Raw genomic sequence first — 15,800 nt, forward strand, 5'->3', positions numbered from 1 at the left:
ATGGCATCCATGGTCAGACTCGGGCCGCCCCGACGCCTATTTGTTTTTTCCTTTGCCCTCTCTCGGAATTTCCGACTTGGCCCCTGCCATGCCCTCTTCCATCATCTGGCTTCCAGTCGGAAGCGCTCGGCGGAACCAACACAGACAAGGGGAATTCAATGATTCGCAAACTTACGGTAGCCGGGCTTCTTGCCAGCGCGCTGGTCGCCAACGTGGCCGTGGCCGAGGACGCGCTGGTGGTCAGCACCTGGGGCGGCAGCTTCCGCGACCTGATCGACGAGAACATCGGCAAGGAATTCACGCGCCAGACGGGCGTGCCGGTCAAATACATTACCGGCGGCACGATCGACCGCTTGAACAAGGCCAAGCTGACCAAGACGCCCGAAAGCGACGTCACGTTCACCACGTCGCACATCGGCTGGCTGTACGTGGACAGCGGCCTGTTCGAAAAGCTGGACACCGCCAAACTGCCCAACTACGCCAACCTGGTGGACCGCGCCAAGGTCAGTCCCTTTCATGTGGGCAGCTGGGCCTATGTGTACACGATCGGCTATCGGCCTGACCTGACCCCCAAGGACATCAAGTTCGACAGCTGGAACGACCTGTGGAACCCCGCGCTAAAGGGCAAGCTGTCGGCGCCGGATTTCGACCCCAGCCACATCATCGACGTGTCGGCCATGCTGTCCGGCGGTGACGCCAAGACCTGGGAAAAAGGCCAGGACAAGCTGCGCGCGCTGAAGCCCAACTTCAAGGCGTTCTACACCAACGACGCCAATAGCCAGCAGCTGATCGCCACCGGTGAAACGCCCGTGCAGATCCTGCTGTCAATGAATGCTTACTACATGATCGGCCAGGGCGTTCCCATCAAGGTCGTCATGCCCAAGGAAGGCGCCGTGCTGGGCATCGACACCATGGGCATCATGAAGGGCAGCGCCAAGGCGGACCTGGCCTACAAGTTCATGAACATTGCGCTGTCGCCCGAGGTGCAGTCCAAGATCGTGGCCTACAAGAAGGCCAGCCCGGTCGTCACCAACGCCAAGGTATCGGCCGAGGACGCGGCGCTGCCCGGCGTCTTCACCACCAAGGAACAGTGGGACAAGCAGGCCATCGTCATCGACGACAAGCTGCGCGCCGAGAAGACGGCGCAATGGCGCAAGTGGTTCACCGAAAACATCATGAACTGAAACGCGCGCCGTCGCGCCGCCCGTGTCCCGGCCACGCCTGTGGCGGGACACGGGCATTTCCACACCGCATCCCCGCACTTGGAAGTGACCACGACCTATGAATACGCGTTCCAGTTTGCGAGGCTGGTTGATCTCGCCCGCCGGCCTTGTGGCGGTTTGCATCTGTGTGTCGATGGCGGCGGTGCTGCAATTCAGCGTGCGCGCCTTCATCCCCGGCTCGTTGGACGTGGGCGGGCTGACGCTGGAGAACTTCACCGGCCTGGGCAAGTCGGTCTACCTGTCCGCCTTCGCCAACACGCTGCTACTTAGTATCGAAACCACGATCTGCTCTTTGCTGGTGGCGTACCCGCTGGCCTACGCAATGGTGCGGGTGCGTCAGCGGGTGCTGAAGTCGTTCATCCTGATCGTGTCGATCACGCCGCTGTTCCTGGGTGAAATCGTGCGCACGTATTCGTGGATCATCGTGCTGGGCAATAACGGGTTCATCAACACGGTGCTGCGCAAGATCGGGCTGATCGACCTGCCGCTGAACCTGATGTTCACGCACCTGGGTGTGCTGATCGCGCTGGTGCACGTGACGATACCGGTCGTGGTGCTGATGCTGGCCACCGCCATTTCGCACATCAATCGCGATTTTGAAAAGGCCGCGCAAAGCCTGGGCGCCGGCCCCGTGCGCACGTTCGTCACGGTGACGTTGCCGCTGTCCATGCCGGGCATCACCGCCAGCATCACCACGTCGTTCGCGTGGACGTTCAGCGCGTTCGCCACGCCGCAGATGATCGGCGGCGGTCGCGTGCCCACGGTATCGACACTGGTTTACCAGCTGGGCTTTTCGTCGATGAATTTCCCCCTGGCCGCGAGCCTGAGCGTTGCCGGCCTGACCTTGACGGTTGTGTCGCTGATGCTGCTCGGCCGGGCAACCAAGCGGCTCAACGCAATGGGAGCGCACTAGCATGGCCATCAAACATTCCCTGCCCTTGCCGCTGCGCATCGGCGCCCCGTTGCTCGTTACGCTGATCCTGGCGTTTGTGTTGCTGCCCGTGGTGGTGGTCACGGTGGCGTCCTTCAATGACAAGGCGCTGCTGACGTTTCCCCCTGAAACCTGGTCGCTGCGCTGGTTCGAACGCGTGTTCACCTATCCAGACTTCCAGCAGGGTTTCCGTGCCAGCCTGATCGTGATGTTCTGGGCCTCGTTGCTGGCGCTGTTCATCGGCACCGCGCTGGCTATCGCGGTCAAGCGCATGGGGTTTCCGGGCAAGGACATGCTGCAAGCGGTGTTGCTGTCGCCGCTGGTGATTCCGCATTTCACCTTGGGGCTGGGGCTGCTGATCCTGGTGGCCCAATTTGATATGGACCGTGGCTACGGCTTGGTGATTCTGTGCCACGTGATGCTGGTGCTGCCGTTCGTGATGCGCAGCGTCTACGTTTCCATGGAGAACATCGACGAACGTCTGGAGCAGGCGGCGGCCAGCCTGGGCGCGTCGCCCTTGAAGGTGATGTTCACGGTGACGGTGCCCTTGCTGGCGCCAGGCCTGTTCGGCGGCTGGCTGTTCGCAGCCATCATGTCGTTTGGAGAGTTCACCGCGTCGCTGTTCGTCACGACACAGTTGACGCAGACGCTGCCGGTGTCGATGTACAACTACGTGCGCGAATTTGCCGACCCGACCCTGGCGGCGTTATCGGTGGTCTACATCGTGGTGACGGCGACCCTGCTGGCCGTGGCCAATGCCTTTCTGGGCCTGGGCAAGATCCTGAATATCGAAGACGCCGACTAGGCGTTCAATACCCGCGCGCCGGGTCGATCTGATTTGCCGGGGCATCGCCATGCGATACACGGGCGATGTTCTCGGCGATCTGCGCCGCCGCCGATGCCGGGATGGCAACCGACGCCAGATGCGGGGTGATCAGCACATTGTCCATGCGCCACAGCGGGTCGTCACCGGGCAAGGGTTCGCGTTCGAAGACGTCCAGCGTTGCCGCGCCGATATGGCCGCTTTGCAGCAGCGCCGTCATGGCTGCCTGGTCCACCAGGGCGCCGCGCGCTACGTTGATCAACGCGGCGCCACGCGGCAGCTTTTCCAGCCGCGCTCGGTTCAGCAGGCCTCGCGTTTGCGGCGTCAGCGGCAGCATGACGACCAGAATGTCCGCCTGCGAAATGACCGCGTCCAGCGTCTCCATGCCCGCATGGCATTGCACGCCGGCTATCTGGCGCGGGCTGCGCGACCAACCCAGCACGGTAAGCCCCTGGCGTTGCAGTTCGTGCGCGGCGCAGGCGCCCAGCTCGCCCAGGCCCAGCACCGCCACGCGCGTGTCCTCCGGCGAACGGGGATGCCGATACGCCCATTCGCCACGGCGCTGGGCTTGTTCAAACCACGGAATGTCGCGCGCGTGGCGCAGCGTGGCGAACAGCACGTAGCCGGCCATCATGCGCGCCATCCGCGGATCGGTGATGCGTGTGATGGGAACGCCGGCGGGCAGATCGGTGCGGCCCACCAGCGAATCCACGCCCGCCCCCAGGTTGACGATCAGGCGCAGGTTGGGCATGCGGTCGAAGAAGCCCGCGGGCGGCTTCCAGGCCAGCGCGTAATGGATGTCGGCGGGGTCGTCGATGTCGTCGGCGTGCAGCACGCGCAAATGCGGCATGCGCGCTTGCAGTGCCTGTTTCCAGGCCGAGAAGTCATCGAACTGGCTGTAGAAAACCATCGCGCCCGAGGGCGTCGTATTGCTGGCGTTCATGGAAATGGCCTTATCAAGCGGTGCGCGCGATCAGGCGCGCCATGGCGTCGATGGCCAGCTCGTAACCCTCGCCGCCCAGGCCCGCGATGACGCCGTCGGCCGCCTTGGAAATATAGGAATGATGGCGAAACGCTTCGCGCCGCCAGATGTTGCTCATGTGGACTTCAATAATGCGGCCGGGAAACGACAGCAGCGCATCCAGGATAGGGATCGACGAATACGTCAGCCCGGCGGCGTTGATGATGATGCCCTGGGCGTCGCCGCGCGCTTCTTGAATCCAATCGATCAGCTGGCCTTCATGGTTCGATTGCACGAAATTCAGCGTCAGGCCCAGGCTGGCCGCCTTGCGCTCGCAACGCTCGCGCAACGCGGGAAAGCTCTCGGTGCCGTAGGTCTTGTTGGCGTCCAGCCCGTACAGATTGGCGTTGGGCCCGTTCAGAAACCAGACGGTGGCGGCGGTTGGCATAGCGGCGGTGGGTTCGGTCATGGTGGTACGGTTTTAGGCTTCATGGGGAAGGGTTGCCTGCATGGCGGGCAACGTACGAAACGCGGCTTCCCATTCCGCGGCGCCGGGATGGCGGGCGCGCCAATCGATTTCAGGAAAGCGAAAATCCAGGTAACCCAGCGCGCAGCCCAAGGTCACCTCGCCGATGGTGGGCGCCTGGGTTGCCAGCGCGGGCGCCTGTTGCTCGATCTGATCCAGGCAGGCAGCTACCTTCACCAGTTGCGCGTCGCGCCAGGCGGCGTATTGATATTCGGACGGCCGCGCCGTGTGCTCGTAGCGTGCCAGCAAGGCCGCGTCCAAGAGGCCATCGCCCAGCGCCTGTTGCGCCAGGGCAAGCCAGCGGCGCGGCCCGATGTCGGGAAACAGACCGGCCTGGGGCGCCAGGTGGGCCAGGTATTCGCAGATGACGCGGCTGTCGTAAAGCGCATGGCCATCGGCCAGGATCAGCGTCGGCACCTTGGCCAAGGGGTTGTGGGCCGCGATGCGATCGTCGCGTCGGATGGGGTTTGCCGCGCTGTCCAGCCACTGGATCTGGTCCGCCACGCCCGCCAGGTGGGCGCAGACCATCACTTTGCGGACGTAGGGCGACGTGGGCGCGTAAAGCAGCTTGAACATACAAGACCATGCCTTTGTCGCGCGTGCGACAGGAACCAGGGATCCAGGGAATCAAGGACGCAGCACGACCTTGCCGAACACGTCGCCCGCCTCCAGCATGCGGTGCGCGTGCGCCGCCTGGGACAGCGGCAGGCTTGCATGGACGCGCGGCGTGATGCGCCGGTCCGCCAGCAGCGGCAGCACATGGCGCGCGATGGCCTGCCCCATTCGGGTTTTCTCGGCCGCGCTTTGCGGCCGCAGCGTCGACGAATGCAGGCTCAGTTGTTTTTGCATCAGGGTCAGCAGGTCCAGCGTCACCACCGACCCTTGCAGGAAGGACAGGCTGACGTGGCGACCGCCAAACGCCAGCGCCTGAAGGTTGCGTTGCACGTAGTCGCCCCCCACCATATCCAGCACTACGTCCACACCGCGCCCCTGCGTGGCGTCCAGACAGGCCTGCACGAAATCCGTATCGCGATAGCAGACCGCCCGTGCCGCGCCCATCTCGCGCAGCGCCGGCAAGCGATCCACGCGGCCCGCCGTGGCGATGACGGTGGCGCCCGCCGTATACGCCATGCGGACGGCCAGCGTGCCGATGCCGCCGGCCGCGCCGTGCACCAGCACCGTCTGGCCCATGCGAAGGCGTCCCAGCTCAAACAGGTTGTGCCACACGGTGTACAGGCCTTCGGGCAAGGCGGCCGCCGCGTCGTCGTCCAGGCCGTCCGGCACGGCCAGCGAATGGTCGACTCGCGCTACGCACCAGGGCGCGTAGCCGCCGCCGGGCAACAGGCTCATCAACCGTTGCCCCAGCAGCGCCGTCGGCACACCCGGCCCTGTCGCGGCCACGTCGCCGCACGCCTCCAGGCCCAGCACATCGGTGACGCCGTCGGCGGGTTTGACCAGCCCTTGCCGCTGCATGATGTCGGGCCGGTTCACGCCCGCCGCGCGCACGCGCAACAGCACTTCGCCCGGGCCGGGGGTCGGCACCGGCCGGGTTGCCAGCGTCAGCACGCCGGCATCGCCGGGCTCGCGGGCGACGATGGCCTGCATGGTGGTGGGGATAGCGGTCATGGCCGGCGTTACGACACGTTGAAGACGCTGATGCCCTGGCCGGGCAGCGCCAGCCCGGTCACCGCACCCACCGGCCATTGCCGCAAGGCGTCCAGGCCCGCGCTGCGCACCATGACGCGCTGATGCCCGGCCACCGGGATGTCCACGTCGATGTAGGAATCGATGTGATCGCCCTGGAACACATGGTTCACGACCGTGCCGCTCAAGACTGATTCACTATGCAGGTTTTCCAGCCGGATCTGTTCGGGCCGCACGTAGATGTCCAGCCGCCGGCCTTCGTGCGAACCGCCCACCAGCCGGTCTCGCGCCACGCGGATCAAGCCCGCGCCCAGGCGCAGCAAGAGGCCGTCGGGGTCCGAGCCGTGATAGTGCGCGGGCAGAATATTCACATCGCCCAGGAACGAGGCCACGAACGGGTCCTGCGGATTGCGGTAAAGCTCGTCAGGCGTGGCGATCTGGCGGATGACGCCGCTGGACATCACCGCGATGCGATCCGACATGGCCAGCGCCTCGCCCTGGTCATGGGTGACAAACACCGTCGTCACGCCCAGCTTGCGCTGGATCTCCCGGATCTCGACCTGCATGGCGCCGCGCAGCCCCTTGTCCAGCGCCGAGAACGGCTCGTCCAGCAACAACACCTTGGGGCGAATCACCAAGGCGCGCGCCAAGGCCACGCGTTGCTGTTGGCCGCCGGACAATTCGCGCGGGCGGCGTTCGCCCAGGCCGTCCAGCTTGACCAGCGCCATCGCCTCCTGCACACGCTGGGCGATCTCGTCGGCCGGCATCCGGCGCATGCGCAGGCCGTAGCCGATGTTGCGCGCCACCGTCATGTGCGGAAACAGCGCGTAGTTCTGGAACACCATGCCGATCTGCCGCTGATACGGAGGCGTGTCCGTCACCAGCTGGTCTTCGATGAAGATCTCGCCGTTGTCCGCTTGCGCAAAACCGGCGATCAGGTTCAACAGCGTGGTCTTGCCGCAGCCTGAAGGCCCCAGCAAAGTCAGGAATTCTCCCCGCCGGATTTTCAGCGACAGCTCCTGCAACACCGTTTGCTGGCGGTATTTCTTGACCACTCCTTCCAGGCTTACCGCGCTGGACGATTTTGGGGGCATGGGGCTGTTCTGCATGGCGGCTCTGTGTGTTGCGCGATGCTTTGCAGAATACGCCGAAGGGGGTGCGCCGGCCGTTTGTGGATATTGATGCGGTCCATCGGAAAAAACGAAACGAGGCGCCGGCCCGGCCCCGTCCAAGTGATTTGCTTTTTCCTAAGCCCAGCGTCCAAAAAACCAAGTTATCAAGCCCCGGTATCTGGCTCACACTGCGCCGCATCGAAGCATGAACGTGGTCTTGAACCTACTTAGGAAACGCAATGTCAGTGGAAAAAACCAATACCTTGGTGATCGGCGCGGGCCAGGCCGGCATCGCGATGAGTGAGCACCTGGGCGCGATGGGCATTGACCACATCGTGCTGGAACGCAAACGCATCGCCGAGCGTTGGCGTTCTGAACGCTGGGACTCGCTGGTCGCCAACGGCCCCGCCTGGCATGACCGCTTTCCCAGCCTGAAGTTCGACGATATCGGCGCGGATGTGTTTCCACCGAAGGAACGCATGGCGCAGTATTTCGAGGACTACGCCAGGATGATCCACGCCCCCGTGCGCACCGGCGTCGAGGTGCTGCGCGTGACGCGCAACCAGAAGCGCCCGGGCTTTACCGTCACCACGTCGGACGGGGTGTTCGAAGCGTTGCACGTCGTCACCGCCACCGGCGCGTTCCAGATCCCCAGCTACCCGGCCATCGTTCCCGAGGATGCCGGCATTCAGCAAGTGCATTCGTCCGCCTACAAAAACCCGGGCCAGTTGGTGGACGGCGCGGTGCTGGTGGTGGGCGCGGGCGCTTCCGGTTCGCAGATTGCCGAAGAACTGCGACGCGCCGGGCGCACGGTGTACCTGTCGGTGGGCGAACACTACCGCCCGCCCCGCTCGTATCGCGAACGCGATTACTGCTGGTGGCTGGGCGCGCTGGGCATGTGGGACGAGGTCAAGAAAAAACCCAAGCGCGAGCACGTTGCCTTTGCGGTCAGCGGCTACGACAACGGCAAGACCATCGACTTTCGGCGGCTGGCGCACGCGGGCATCCAGCTGGTCGGCATCACCCAACGCTTTGACAATGGCGTGATGACGTTTGAAGAAGGGCTGGCCAGGAACATCGCGCAAGGCGACGCGGACTACTTCGAGGTGCTGCGCGAAGCCGACGCCTACATCGAACAAAATGGCCTGGACCTGCCGCCCGAACCCGACGCCTGGCAGTTGCTGGACGACCCCGAGTGCTTGACGCACCCCATTCTTAGCCTGGACCTGGCGCAAGCCGGCATCAAGAGCATCGTCTGGGCAACCGGCTTCAAGGTGGACTACCGCTGGATGGAAGTGGACGTCTTCGACGACAACGGCTATCCCGTGCACAAGCGCGGCATCACCGGTGAAAAAGGCATCTATTTTCTGGGCCTGCCAAACCAGTCAAACCGGTCTTCATCGTTCATCTGGGGCGTGTGGCACGACGCGAAGTACATCGCGGACCATATCGGAATACACCTGGATTATCTGGCGTATGAGAAAAACGGGGGCATGCCCGGGCGGTGAATCCGTTTGGCCCGGGCATGGGTCCTGTGATCTTGCGACCACAGATCCGATCACACCGAAAACTCGGGCCGGATACCGCTTTGCAGGGGCAGCCCCAGGATCTCGCGCGCTTCGGCGGGCGTGGCGGGTTCCATGTCCATTTCGCGGATGATGCGCACGATGCGCTCGGTCAGTTGCACGTTGGTGGCCAGCTCGCCGTGGCGGTAGTACAGGTTGTCTTCCAGGCCCACGCGTGCATGGCCGCCCAGCAGCAAGGCGCTGATGTTGGCTTCCAGTTGCGACGGGCCGATGCCGCTGACGCAAAAGATGCTGTTCTTGGGCAGCAGGTCCACCATCATCTGTAAATGGCGCGGCGAGAACGGCATCGCATTCTGAAAATTGCGGTGCACGTTCATGACCAGGTTGATGAAATGCGGCCCTTCGTCCAGGCCTTCATCGATCAACGTGGTGGCGTCTTGCAGGATGTGCGTGGGGCTGAAGACTTCCCATTCGGGCTTGATGCCGCGCGCCTTCATGCCGGCCGCCAGTTCGCGCGCCTTGGTCAGCGGCGTGTTCATCAGATATTCGCGATCGCCAAACGCCAGGTTCAGCGTGGTGGCGTCCAGCGTGCACATTTCGGCGCCGGCATCCATGCCTTTCAGGCGTTCTTCCCACAGGATTTCCCAGGTGCCCGGCGACGTTTCCTTGACCATGTCGCCATGCACGCCGCCGCCGGTGGAGTTGTTCAGCACGATGTCACAGCGCTCGCGGATGCGCTGGTTCATGTCGCGATAGATCGCCGCATCGCACGTCGCCTGGTCGTCGGGCCGGCGCGCATGCAGCGCCACCACGCTGGCGCCCGCGTTGTAGCAGCGGTAGACGTCCTCGGCGATCTCTGCCGGCTGCGTGGGCAGATGCGGGTTCTGGGTCTTGAATGCCATGCCCCCGGTTGGGGCGATGGTTACGATGACTTTGCGTTTGGCCATGGCGGTCTCCGGTTCATTTCCACAGCGTGCAGCGGCTTTCCGACTGCTTGGTGAAGGCCTCGTTGCCGTCGATGGTTTGCAGCACCTTGAAGTAATCCCAAGGCTGCTTGGACTCGTCCGGCGTCTTCACTTGCAGCAGGTACATGTCGTGCACGACACGGCCGTCGGGGCGCACCACGCCGTCCTTGATGTAGATGTCGTTCAGCTTGTTCTGGCGCAGATACGCCAGCACGCGGTCGGCGTCGTCGGTGCCGGTGGCCTTGACGGCGCGCAGGTATTGCAGCGCGGCGGAATAATCGGCGGCTTGCAGCGACGACGGCATGGCGTTGCGGCGTTCGAAAAACTTCTGAGCCCAGGCGCGCGTGGCGTCCGATGCATTCCAGTACCAGCTGTCGGTCAGGTACATGCCTTGCGTGGCCGGCAGGCCCATGGCGTGGATGTCGTTGATGAACATGATCATGCCCGCCAGCCGCATCGTCTTGGTCACGCCGAATTCATTGGCGGCCTTGATCGCATTCGTGGCGTCCGCGCCGGCATTGGCCAAGGCAAGAATGTCCGCCTTGCTGCCCTGCGCCTGCAACAAAAACGATGAAAAATCGCTGGCCGACAAGGGGTGCTTGACCGCGCCCACCACCTTGCCGCCGCCCGCCTCGACCACCTTCGTCGTATCGGCTTGCAGCGCATTCCCAAAGGCGTAATCGGCCGTCAGGAAGTACCAGCTTTTACCGCCCGCCTTGACCACGGCGGCGCCCGTGCCCCGCGCCTGCGCGACGGTGTCGTACGCGTAGTTCAGCGTGTAGGGCGTGCATTGCTCGTTGGTCAGCGCGGGCGCGCCGGCACCCACCACGATGATGGGTTTCTTCTTGTCGGCCGCCACCTGAGACATGGCCAGCGCGGTGCTGGAATTGGTGCCGCCGATCAGCATGTCCAGGCCGCGCTGATCGAACCATTCACGCGCCTTGGCCGAGGCGATGTCCGCCTTGTTCTGGTGGTCCGCCGTCAACAGTTCGATTTTCTTTCCGTTGATCTCGCCGCCCATTTCTTCGATGGCCATCTTGATGGCTTCGGCGCCACCGGGGCCGTCGGGGCCCGAGTACACGCCGGACAGGTCGGTGATGAATCCGATTCGAATGACATCGTCCGAAATCTGGGCGTGGGCGGCGCCGGCGTGCAGCAGCGACACGGCGACGCCGCAGGCGAGCGCGCCGCCGGACATGATGCGTGGCATTGACAACATACCTGTCTCCTCTTATGTTTTTTGGCTCTTGATGCCTCAACTATTCTGGGACCGCCCCCTGGCCCGTACAGTCATCATGGTGACAAAGCGGCCTAGGGTTTACCTGAGCGCCTTTCCCCTTTTGGTTTAACGGAGTAACCATGCGTGCATCCACCGCCAGCGCAGGCAGCCAGACCGGTGCTCCCGGGCGCCAGCCGGCCGCATGTCCGGTGGACAGGATGTTGAGCGTTGTGCCCTGGTACAACGGCTTGCCCGAACTTGAACGCAATCTGGTCCGCTCGGAATTGCGCACGGTGTCGCTGGCCACCGGCGAATATCTTTTTCGCGCGGGGTCGAAGTCGCTGGGGTGGTACGGCGTGGTCGAAGGGCTGGTGAAATGGACGTCGCCGGGTGCGAACGGCAAGTGCCTGTCGCTGGCCGGTTTCAGCATCGGCAGCTGGTTCGGCGAAGCCACGATGCTGCGCCGCGAGCGCTTCGAATATGAGGTCGTGGCGCTGCGCCCCAGCCGCATCGTGATCCTGCCGCGCGACACCTGCGAACGGCTGTGGAACCACAACATCGAATTCACCAAGGCCGTGACGATGCATTTGGCGCAGCGCGTCAATTGGCTGATGGCCTGCTACACCGGCAACGTATTGCTGGATGTCGACACCACCGTAGCCCGCGCCGTGGCGGCGCAATTCGATGCCGAACGCCATGCCGATACGCAGGGGCGTTTGAAGATATCCCAGGAAGAAATCGCCAGCCTGTGCGGCGTGTCCCGCCAACGCTGCAACGCCGCCCTGACCAGGCTGGCACGCGCGGGCGTGCTACGAACGCACTACGGCGGCATGACGATATTGGATAAGGATGCGCTGTATCGGCGGGCGATGATCGAGGATGATGCCGGCAATCGATAGCAGCCTGCCGAGGCTGGGCAATGCCTTCATAGAAATGCGGGCTCAAAATCCGTCAAGCCGGAGCGTTGCATGCCCAGCCCCTTTGCCACCTCGCGCCAGCTATCCACCGCCTGACCCACCTCTGTCCAGATTGCAGCTGCTTTCTGCGCATCCAGCCTGAAATAGGCGGCACCCTCCATCAGCATGGCGCGGCTGTCGATTGGCCCCGAATCCTCGGTCAGCCATGTCTTGCTCTCGCGACGGTCGCCAGGCATCGGATTCAAGTCAAACGCCGGCGACAATCGCCATCCATGGTTGCGCGCGTCGTACAGCAGACCCGTATTCCGCAAATGATCATCGGTATTGCAGATCAGAAAATTGAAAGCCAGGCGTCGCCACAACTGGTGGATATCGGCAATAGGGTTGGCGCCGCTCTGCAACAGAACATCCACCAATTCGGTATACGCATGCACCGTATCCCGGCCATCGGATTGCAGCATTGTCGCGGCGGACACGTAGGGGATGCGCCCGCCATTGTCGGTACGGTCAAAACGCCGAATAATGGCCACCGCCGTTCTGTCAACAACCGCCACACGCGCAACTGCCGTATTGACGCCAGCCTTGCTGGCAAGATGCATTGCCATCACTTCGCCACGGATAATGTCGCGCTGATCCGCCTGGCTAGGAAACTTGCCCAAGGCTAAACGTCCATCGTGGTCTAACACCGTCGATTTGGGCCGGGCTCCGCCAAGCGAGGTGCCCTGCCCCAGCAGGTATTGCAGGTCCTGCTCGCTCTCCGTTCCGGCCTCTAGCGCTCGGGCGGCTCGCACAACGTTATCCAGCTTCAGCAATGGCGGCACTTTTCCATGCGTGTCGTCGGCGCGCAGATAGATTTGAGCGGAAGGGTCAAACAAACGCAGCGCCCCGACACGGGCCTCGTCGTCAACCCATAGCAAGAAGTCGACAGGCTCGAGCGCAGGCGTGTCCCGGTCTTTCTGCCGGAACCTCGCATGCGCGCGCCGGATTACACGCTCGCCCCAGGAGTCGGGCGCAGTGTCTTCCAGCGCGCGAAAAAACGTCTGTTCAGGATGTTGGATGCCCGAGACGGGCAACAGGTCGGGCGATAGCGTGAAAAAACGCGGGCTTTGCAGCCAACGCTCGTCGTACTGGAACGCGCTGCGCTTGCCGTTACCCAAATACAGCCGTCCTACCACTTGCCCGCTGGAACCCAGATGAACCTCCAGGTCTCCACGCCGGATCACCTTCGGCGCCATCAGAAACCCTCCAGCTCTTCGTTGTCATTCGTCGATTGGGTTTGCCCGGGCTGAGAATCGGACATGCCCAATTTTCGGCCACGCGATGTGCGAACCCGCTGCGGCAAATTTTCACGCATCAGCGCCATGCCAAGCGCGTCCTTTTCCATGGCCAAAACCTCGGCCACGGCGTCCAGGCGCCCAAGCACATGCAACGCGCGCAGGAAGGTGTGCAGGGCGGTGCCGGGATAGCCGTCTTCCATGCGCCTGACGGTACTTAGTGAGGTTCCAATGCGCTCGGCCAAGTCTTCCTGACTTAGCCGGCGCATACGGCGAGCGGACGAGATGTCCTGTCCCAGGCGATGCAGTGCGCGCTCGACGGGGCGCGGCATGGCGACACGGTGCTCGGCAGATTTTGGGGTGGAAGGCATGGGTTGCTTGGTCAAATATGAAGGCAAATTGCCCATAGACGGTCATATATGAACATATCGCGATTTGCCAGACAAGCAAGTCCCGTTAACTATTCAAATATGAGGTTTAAATTGATTCATAGGTTCATATTTGGCTACTGCGCGTGCGACGGTGGTTTGGCGATATGACAACTACGCCTTCAACGTGCCGCCGGACGCAAGGGGCGGGCACGAGCGTCGACGGGCGTCAAACAGACGGGATCGATCGTCGCGCGAATAGCGTGCAAGCCTGGGAGTTGGAGCGGGTGAAGGGAATCGAACCCTCGTATGAAGCTTGGGAAGCTGCCGTTCTACCATTGAACTACACCCGCTCGGGTGTCGTGCCAGGGCGCGGGTCCCTGGCAGAGTCGGCGATTATAGCGCGGCTTTTTTTGGATTCGGGCAGGAATTTTGGCTTGCCGCCGCGCTTGCGGGTCGGGGCGGATTAATGCGTCCCTTATTTAGTGCATCCGACCGACTCCGCCGGCCGGCACCTGCCACTACAATTCGGGGCTATGAATACGAACAACCCCGCGGACAAGCCCGCGACGCCCCCCGTGAACACCTCCGACACGACCGCCGATTCCTCTGCTTCGGCGTCCACCGCCGCCCCTGTTTCCGCCGAGACGCAGGCTGCGCTGGCCAGCACCGCGCATGCGCCGAACAGCCCCGGCGCGACGCATATCCGCAGCTTTGTGCACCGCCGTGGCCACATCACCCAAGGTCAGTTGGCCGCGCTGGAACGGTTGATGGGCGAATGGTCCATTCCGTACGCGCCCCGCCGCCTGGACCCCGCCGCCGCGTTTGGCCGACAAGCGCCGACGGTGCTGGAGATTGGTTTCGGCATGGGCGAGACCACCGAGAAGATCGCGCTGGCGCGTCCGGACGACAACTTCCTGGGCGTGGAAGTGTTCAACGCCGGCGTCGGCTCGCTGCTGCGCCGCATTGAAGATTCCAAGATTCAGAACCTGCGCATCATCCAGCACGACGCGGTCGAGGTCGTGCGCGACATGATCGCGCCGGATTCGCTGGCCGGCGTGCACGTGTACTTTCCGGACCCGTGGCCCAAGAAGCGCCATCACAAGCGCCGCTTGCTGCAACCGGCGTTCGTGTCGCTGCTGGCCAGCCGCATCGCGCCGGGCGGCTACATCCATTGCGCCACCGACTGGGAAGACTACGCGGTGCAGATGCTGGAAGTGCTTAGCGGCGAACCGCTGTTGGCCAATACGGTCGACGGCTACGCGCCGCGCCCCGATTACCGCCCCCTGACCAAATTCGAGACACGCGGCCTGCGCCTGGGCCACGGCGTCTGGGACCTGATCTTCAAGCGAGTCGCCTGATGCTCTATCCGCCGATCGAACCCTACCGCCACGGCATGCTGGATACCGGAGACGGACACCAGATCTATTGGGAAATGTCGGGCAATCCGAACGGCAAGCCCGCCGTGTTCCTGCATGGCGGGCCGGGCAGCGGTTGTTCGCCCGTGCATCGCCAGCTGTTCGATCCGCAGCGCTACAACGTGCTGCTGTTCGATCAGCGTGGTTGCGGAAGGTCCAAGCCGCATGCCAGCCTGGACAACAACACGACGTGGCATCTGGTGTCCGACATCGAGCGCCTGCGCACCGAAATCATGGGCGCGGAAAAGTGGCTGGTGTTTGGCGGATCGTGGGGTTCGACGTTGGCGCTGGCGTATGCGCAGACGCACCCGTCGCACGCCAGCGAGCTGGTCGTGCGCGGCATCTTCGGTTTGCGGCGCGCGGAAATCCAGTGGTTCTACCAGGAAGGCGCGTCGTGGCTGTTTCCGGATCGGTGGGAAGAATATCTGGCGCCCATTCCCCAAGCCGAGCGCGGCGACCTGGTCGCGGCGTATCACAAGCGGCTGACGGGCGATGATCCGGCCGAGCAGTTGCGCGCGGCCAAGGCGTGGAGCAAATGGGAAGACAGCACCATCACGCTGCTGCCCAGCCCGCGCCATCAGCAAAGCCACGCTGCCGACCGCGCCGCGCTGGCGTTTGCCCGCATCGAAAACCATTACTTCGTGAACGCGGGCTTCATGGAAGAAGGCCAGCTGATTCGCGACGCGCACAAGCTGCGCGGCATACCGGGCACCATCGTGCAGGGCCGCTACGACGTCTGCACGCCCGCGCGTACGGCCTGGGACCTGCATCGCGCCTGGCCGGAAGCGGACTTCCACCTGGTGCCCGACGCGGGCCACGCCTTTGATGAACCCGGCACGCTGGCGCGCCTGATCGCCGCCACCGACGCTTACGCAAAACAGTGAGGACACCCT

At 63.5% G+C, this 15,800-nt stretch carries 16 protein-coding genes and 1 tRNA gene; 7 read left to right on the forward strand and 10 right to left on the reverse strand.

Annotated elements, in window-relative coordinates; translation table 11 throughout:
* The first annotated feature begins 158 nt into the window (after positions 1-158).
* From AC0Z35_RS04090 to AC0Z35_RS04100, 3 genes are all read left to right on the forward strand, one after another.
* On the forward strand, positions 159-1,184 hold the full coding sequence (locus tag AC0Z35_RS04090) for an ABC transporter substrate-binding protein (protein ID WP_046806663.1): 1,026 nt from the start codon (positions 159-161) through the stop codon (positions 1,182-1,184).
* A 97-nt stretch (positions 1,185-1,281) separates the two neighbouring features.
* Complete coding sequence (locus tag AC0Z35_RS04095) at positions 1,282-2,136, forward strand: ABC transporter permease (RefSeq protein ID WP_485131299.1); 855 nt, start codon at positions 1,282-1,284, stop codon at positions 2,134-2,136.
* Position 2,137: 1 nt separating this feature from the next.
* Positions 2,138-2,959, forward strand: a complete 822-nt coding sequence (locus AC0Z35_RS04100) for an ABC transporter permease (RefSeq protein WP_485131298.1) — start codon at positions 2,138-2,140, stop codon at positions 2,957-2,959.
* A 4-nt stretch (positions 2,960-2,963) separates the two neighbouring features.
* Here AC0Z35_RS04100 and AC0Z35_RS04105 read toward each other — a convergent pair whose 3' ends face one another.
* Genes AC0Z35_RS04105 through AC0Z35_RS04125 form a run of 5 tightly spaced genes read right to left on the reverse strand, consistent with a single transcriptional unit; the run spans position 2,964 to position 7,202 of the window.
* Positions 2,964-3,920, reverse strand: a complete 957-nt coding sequence (locus tag AC0Z35_RS04105; RefSeq protein ID WP_120157046.1) for a 2-hydroxyacid dehydrogenase — start codon at positions 3,918-3,920, stop codon at positions 2,964-2,966.
* Between the two features lie 13 nt (positions 3,921-3,933).
* The gene (locus AC0Z35_RS04110; RefSeq protein WP_314355485.1) at positions 3,934-4,407 is read right to left on the reverse strand and encodes a type II 3-dehydroquinate dehydratase; all 474 of its coding nucleotides are present in this window, start codon (positions 4,405-4,407) and stop codon (positions 3,934-3,936) included.
* A 12-nt stretch (positions 4,408-4,419) separates the two neighbouring features.
* Positions 4,420-5,040: a glutathione S-transferase gene (locus AC0Z35_RS04115; protein ID WP_485131297.1), complete on the reverse strand. Its 621-nt coding sequence runs from the start codon at positions 5,038-5,040 to the stop codon at positions 4,420-4,422.
* Between the two features lie 51 nt (positions 5,041-5,091).
* The gene (locus tag AC0Z35_RS04120) at positions 5,092-6,090 is read right to left on the reverse strand and encodes an NAD(P)H-quinone oxidoreductase (RefSeq protein ID WP_485131296.1); all 999 of its coding nucleotides are present in this window, start codon (positions 6,088-6,090) and stop codon (positions 5,092-5,094) included.
* A gap of 8 nt (positions 6,091-6,098) precedes the next feature.
* Positions 6,099-7,202 (reverse strand): ABC transporter ATP-binding protein, encoded by a 1,104-nt coding sequence (locus AC0Z35_RS04125; RefSeq protein WP_255444686.1) that lies wholly within the window; start codon positions 7,200-7,202, stop codon positions 6,099-6,101.
* A gap of 257 nt (positions 7,203-7,459) precedes the next feature.
* On the opposite strand from AC0Z35_RS04125, the gene AC0Z35_RS04130 reads away from it, so the two are divergent.
* Positions 7,460-8,728: an NAD(P)-binding domain-containing protein gene (locus AC0Z35_RS04130; protein ID WP_314355480.1), complete on the forward strand. Its 1,269-nt coding sequence runs from the start codon at positions 7,460-7,462 to the stop codon at positions 8,726-8,728.
* Between the two features lie 50 nt (positions 8,729-8,778).
* Here the strand turns inward: AC0Z35_RS04130 and AC0Z35_RS04135 are convergent, their stop codons facing one another.
* Both AC0Z35_RS04135 and AC0Z35_RS04140 read right to left on the reverse strand, forming a co-directional pair.
* Entirely contained in the window at positions 8,779-9,693 is a 915-nt protein-coding gene (locus AC0Z35_RS04135; protein ID WP_104141810.1) for a beta-keto acid cleavage family enzyme, read from the reverse strand.
* A 13-nt stretch (positions 9,694-9,706) separates the two neighbouring features.
* Positions 9,707-10,921, reverse strand: a complete 1,215-nt coding sequence (locus tag AC0Z35_RS04140) for an ABC transporter substrate-binding protein (protein WP_219992785.1) — start codon at positions 10,919-10,921, stop codon at positions 9,707-9,709.
* A gap of 149 nt (positions 10,922-11,070) precedes the next feature.
* On the opposite strand from AC0Z35_RS04140, the gene AC0Z35_RS04145 reads away from it, so the two are divergent.
* Positions 11,071-11,829, forward strand: coding sequence for a Crp/Fnr family transcriptional regulator (locus AC0Z35_RS04145; protein ID WP_223264681.1), 759 nt, complete (start codon positions 11,071-11,073; stop codon positions 11,827-11,829).
* 26 nt (positions 11,830-11,855) lie between these two features.
* On the opposite strand, the gene AC0Z35_RS04150 is transcribed toward AC0Z35_RS04145, so the two are convergent.
* From AC0Z35_RS04150 to AC0Z35_RS04160, 3 genes are all read right to left on the reverse strand, one after another.
* The gene (locus AC0Z35_RS04150; RefSeq protein WP_485131295.1) at positions 11,856-13,082 is read right to left on the reverse strand and encodes a type II toxin-antitoxin system HipA family toxin; all 1,227 of its coding nucleotides are present in this window, start codon (positions 13,080-13,082) and stop codon (positions 11,856-11,858) included.
* Positions 13,082-13,528 (reverse strand): helix-turn-helix domain-containing protein, encoded by a 447-nt coding sequence (locus AC0Z35_RS04155; RefSeq protein WP_411266406.1) that lies wholly within the window; start codon positions 13,526-13,528, stop codon positions 13,082-13,084. The genes AC0Z35_RS04150 and AC0Z35_RS04155 overlap by 1 nt, the downstream gene beginning before the upstream one ends.
* 240 nt (positions 13,529-13,768) lie before the next feature.
* A tRNA-Gly gene (locus tag AC0Z35_RS04160) sits at positions 13,769-13,842 on the reverse strand.
* Between the two features lie 183 nt (positions 13,843-14,025).
* Here AC0Z35_RS04160 and trmB point away from each other — a divergent pair.
* Both trmB and pip read left to right on the forward strand, forming a co-directional pair.
* Positions 14,026-14,850, forward strand: coding sequence for a tRNA (guanosine(46)-N7)-methyltransferase TrmB (trmB, locus tag AC0Z35_RS04165; RefSeq protein WP_485131294.1), 825 nt, complete (start codon positions 14,026-14,028; stop codon positions 14,848-14,850).
* Positions 14,850-15,791, forward strand: coding sequence for a prolyl aminopeptidase (gene pip / locus AC0Z35_RS04170; protein ID WP_485131293.1), 942 nt, complete (start codon positions 14,850-14,852; stop codon positions 15,789-15,791). Before trmB ends, pip begins: the two co-directional genes overlap by 1 nt.
* The last annotated feature ends 9 nt before the right edge of the window (positions 15,792-15,800 follow it).

This window comes from Achromobacter sp. 1L-A-4-B-C2 (genome assembly GCF_057291955.1).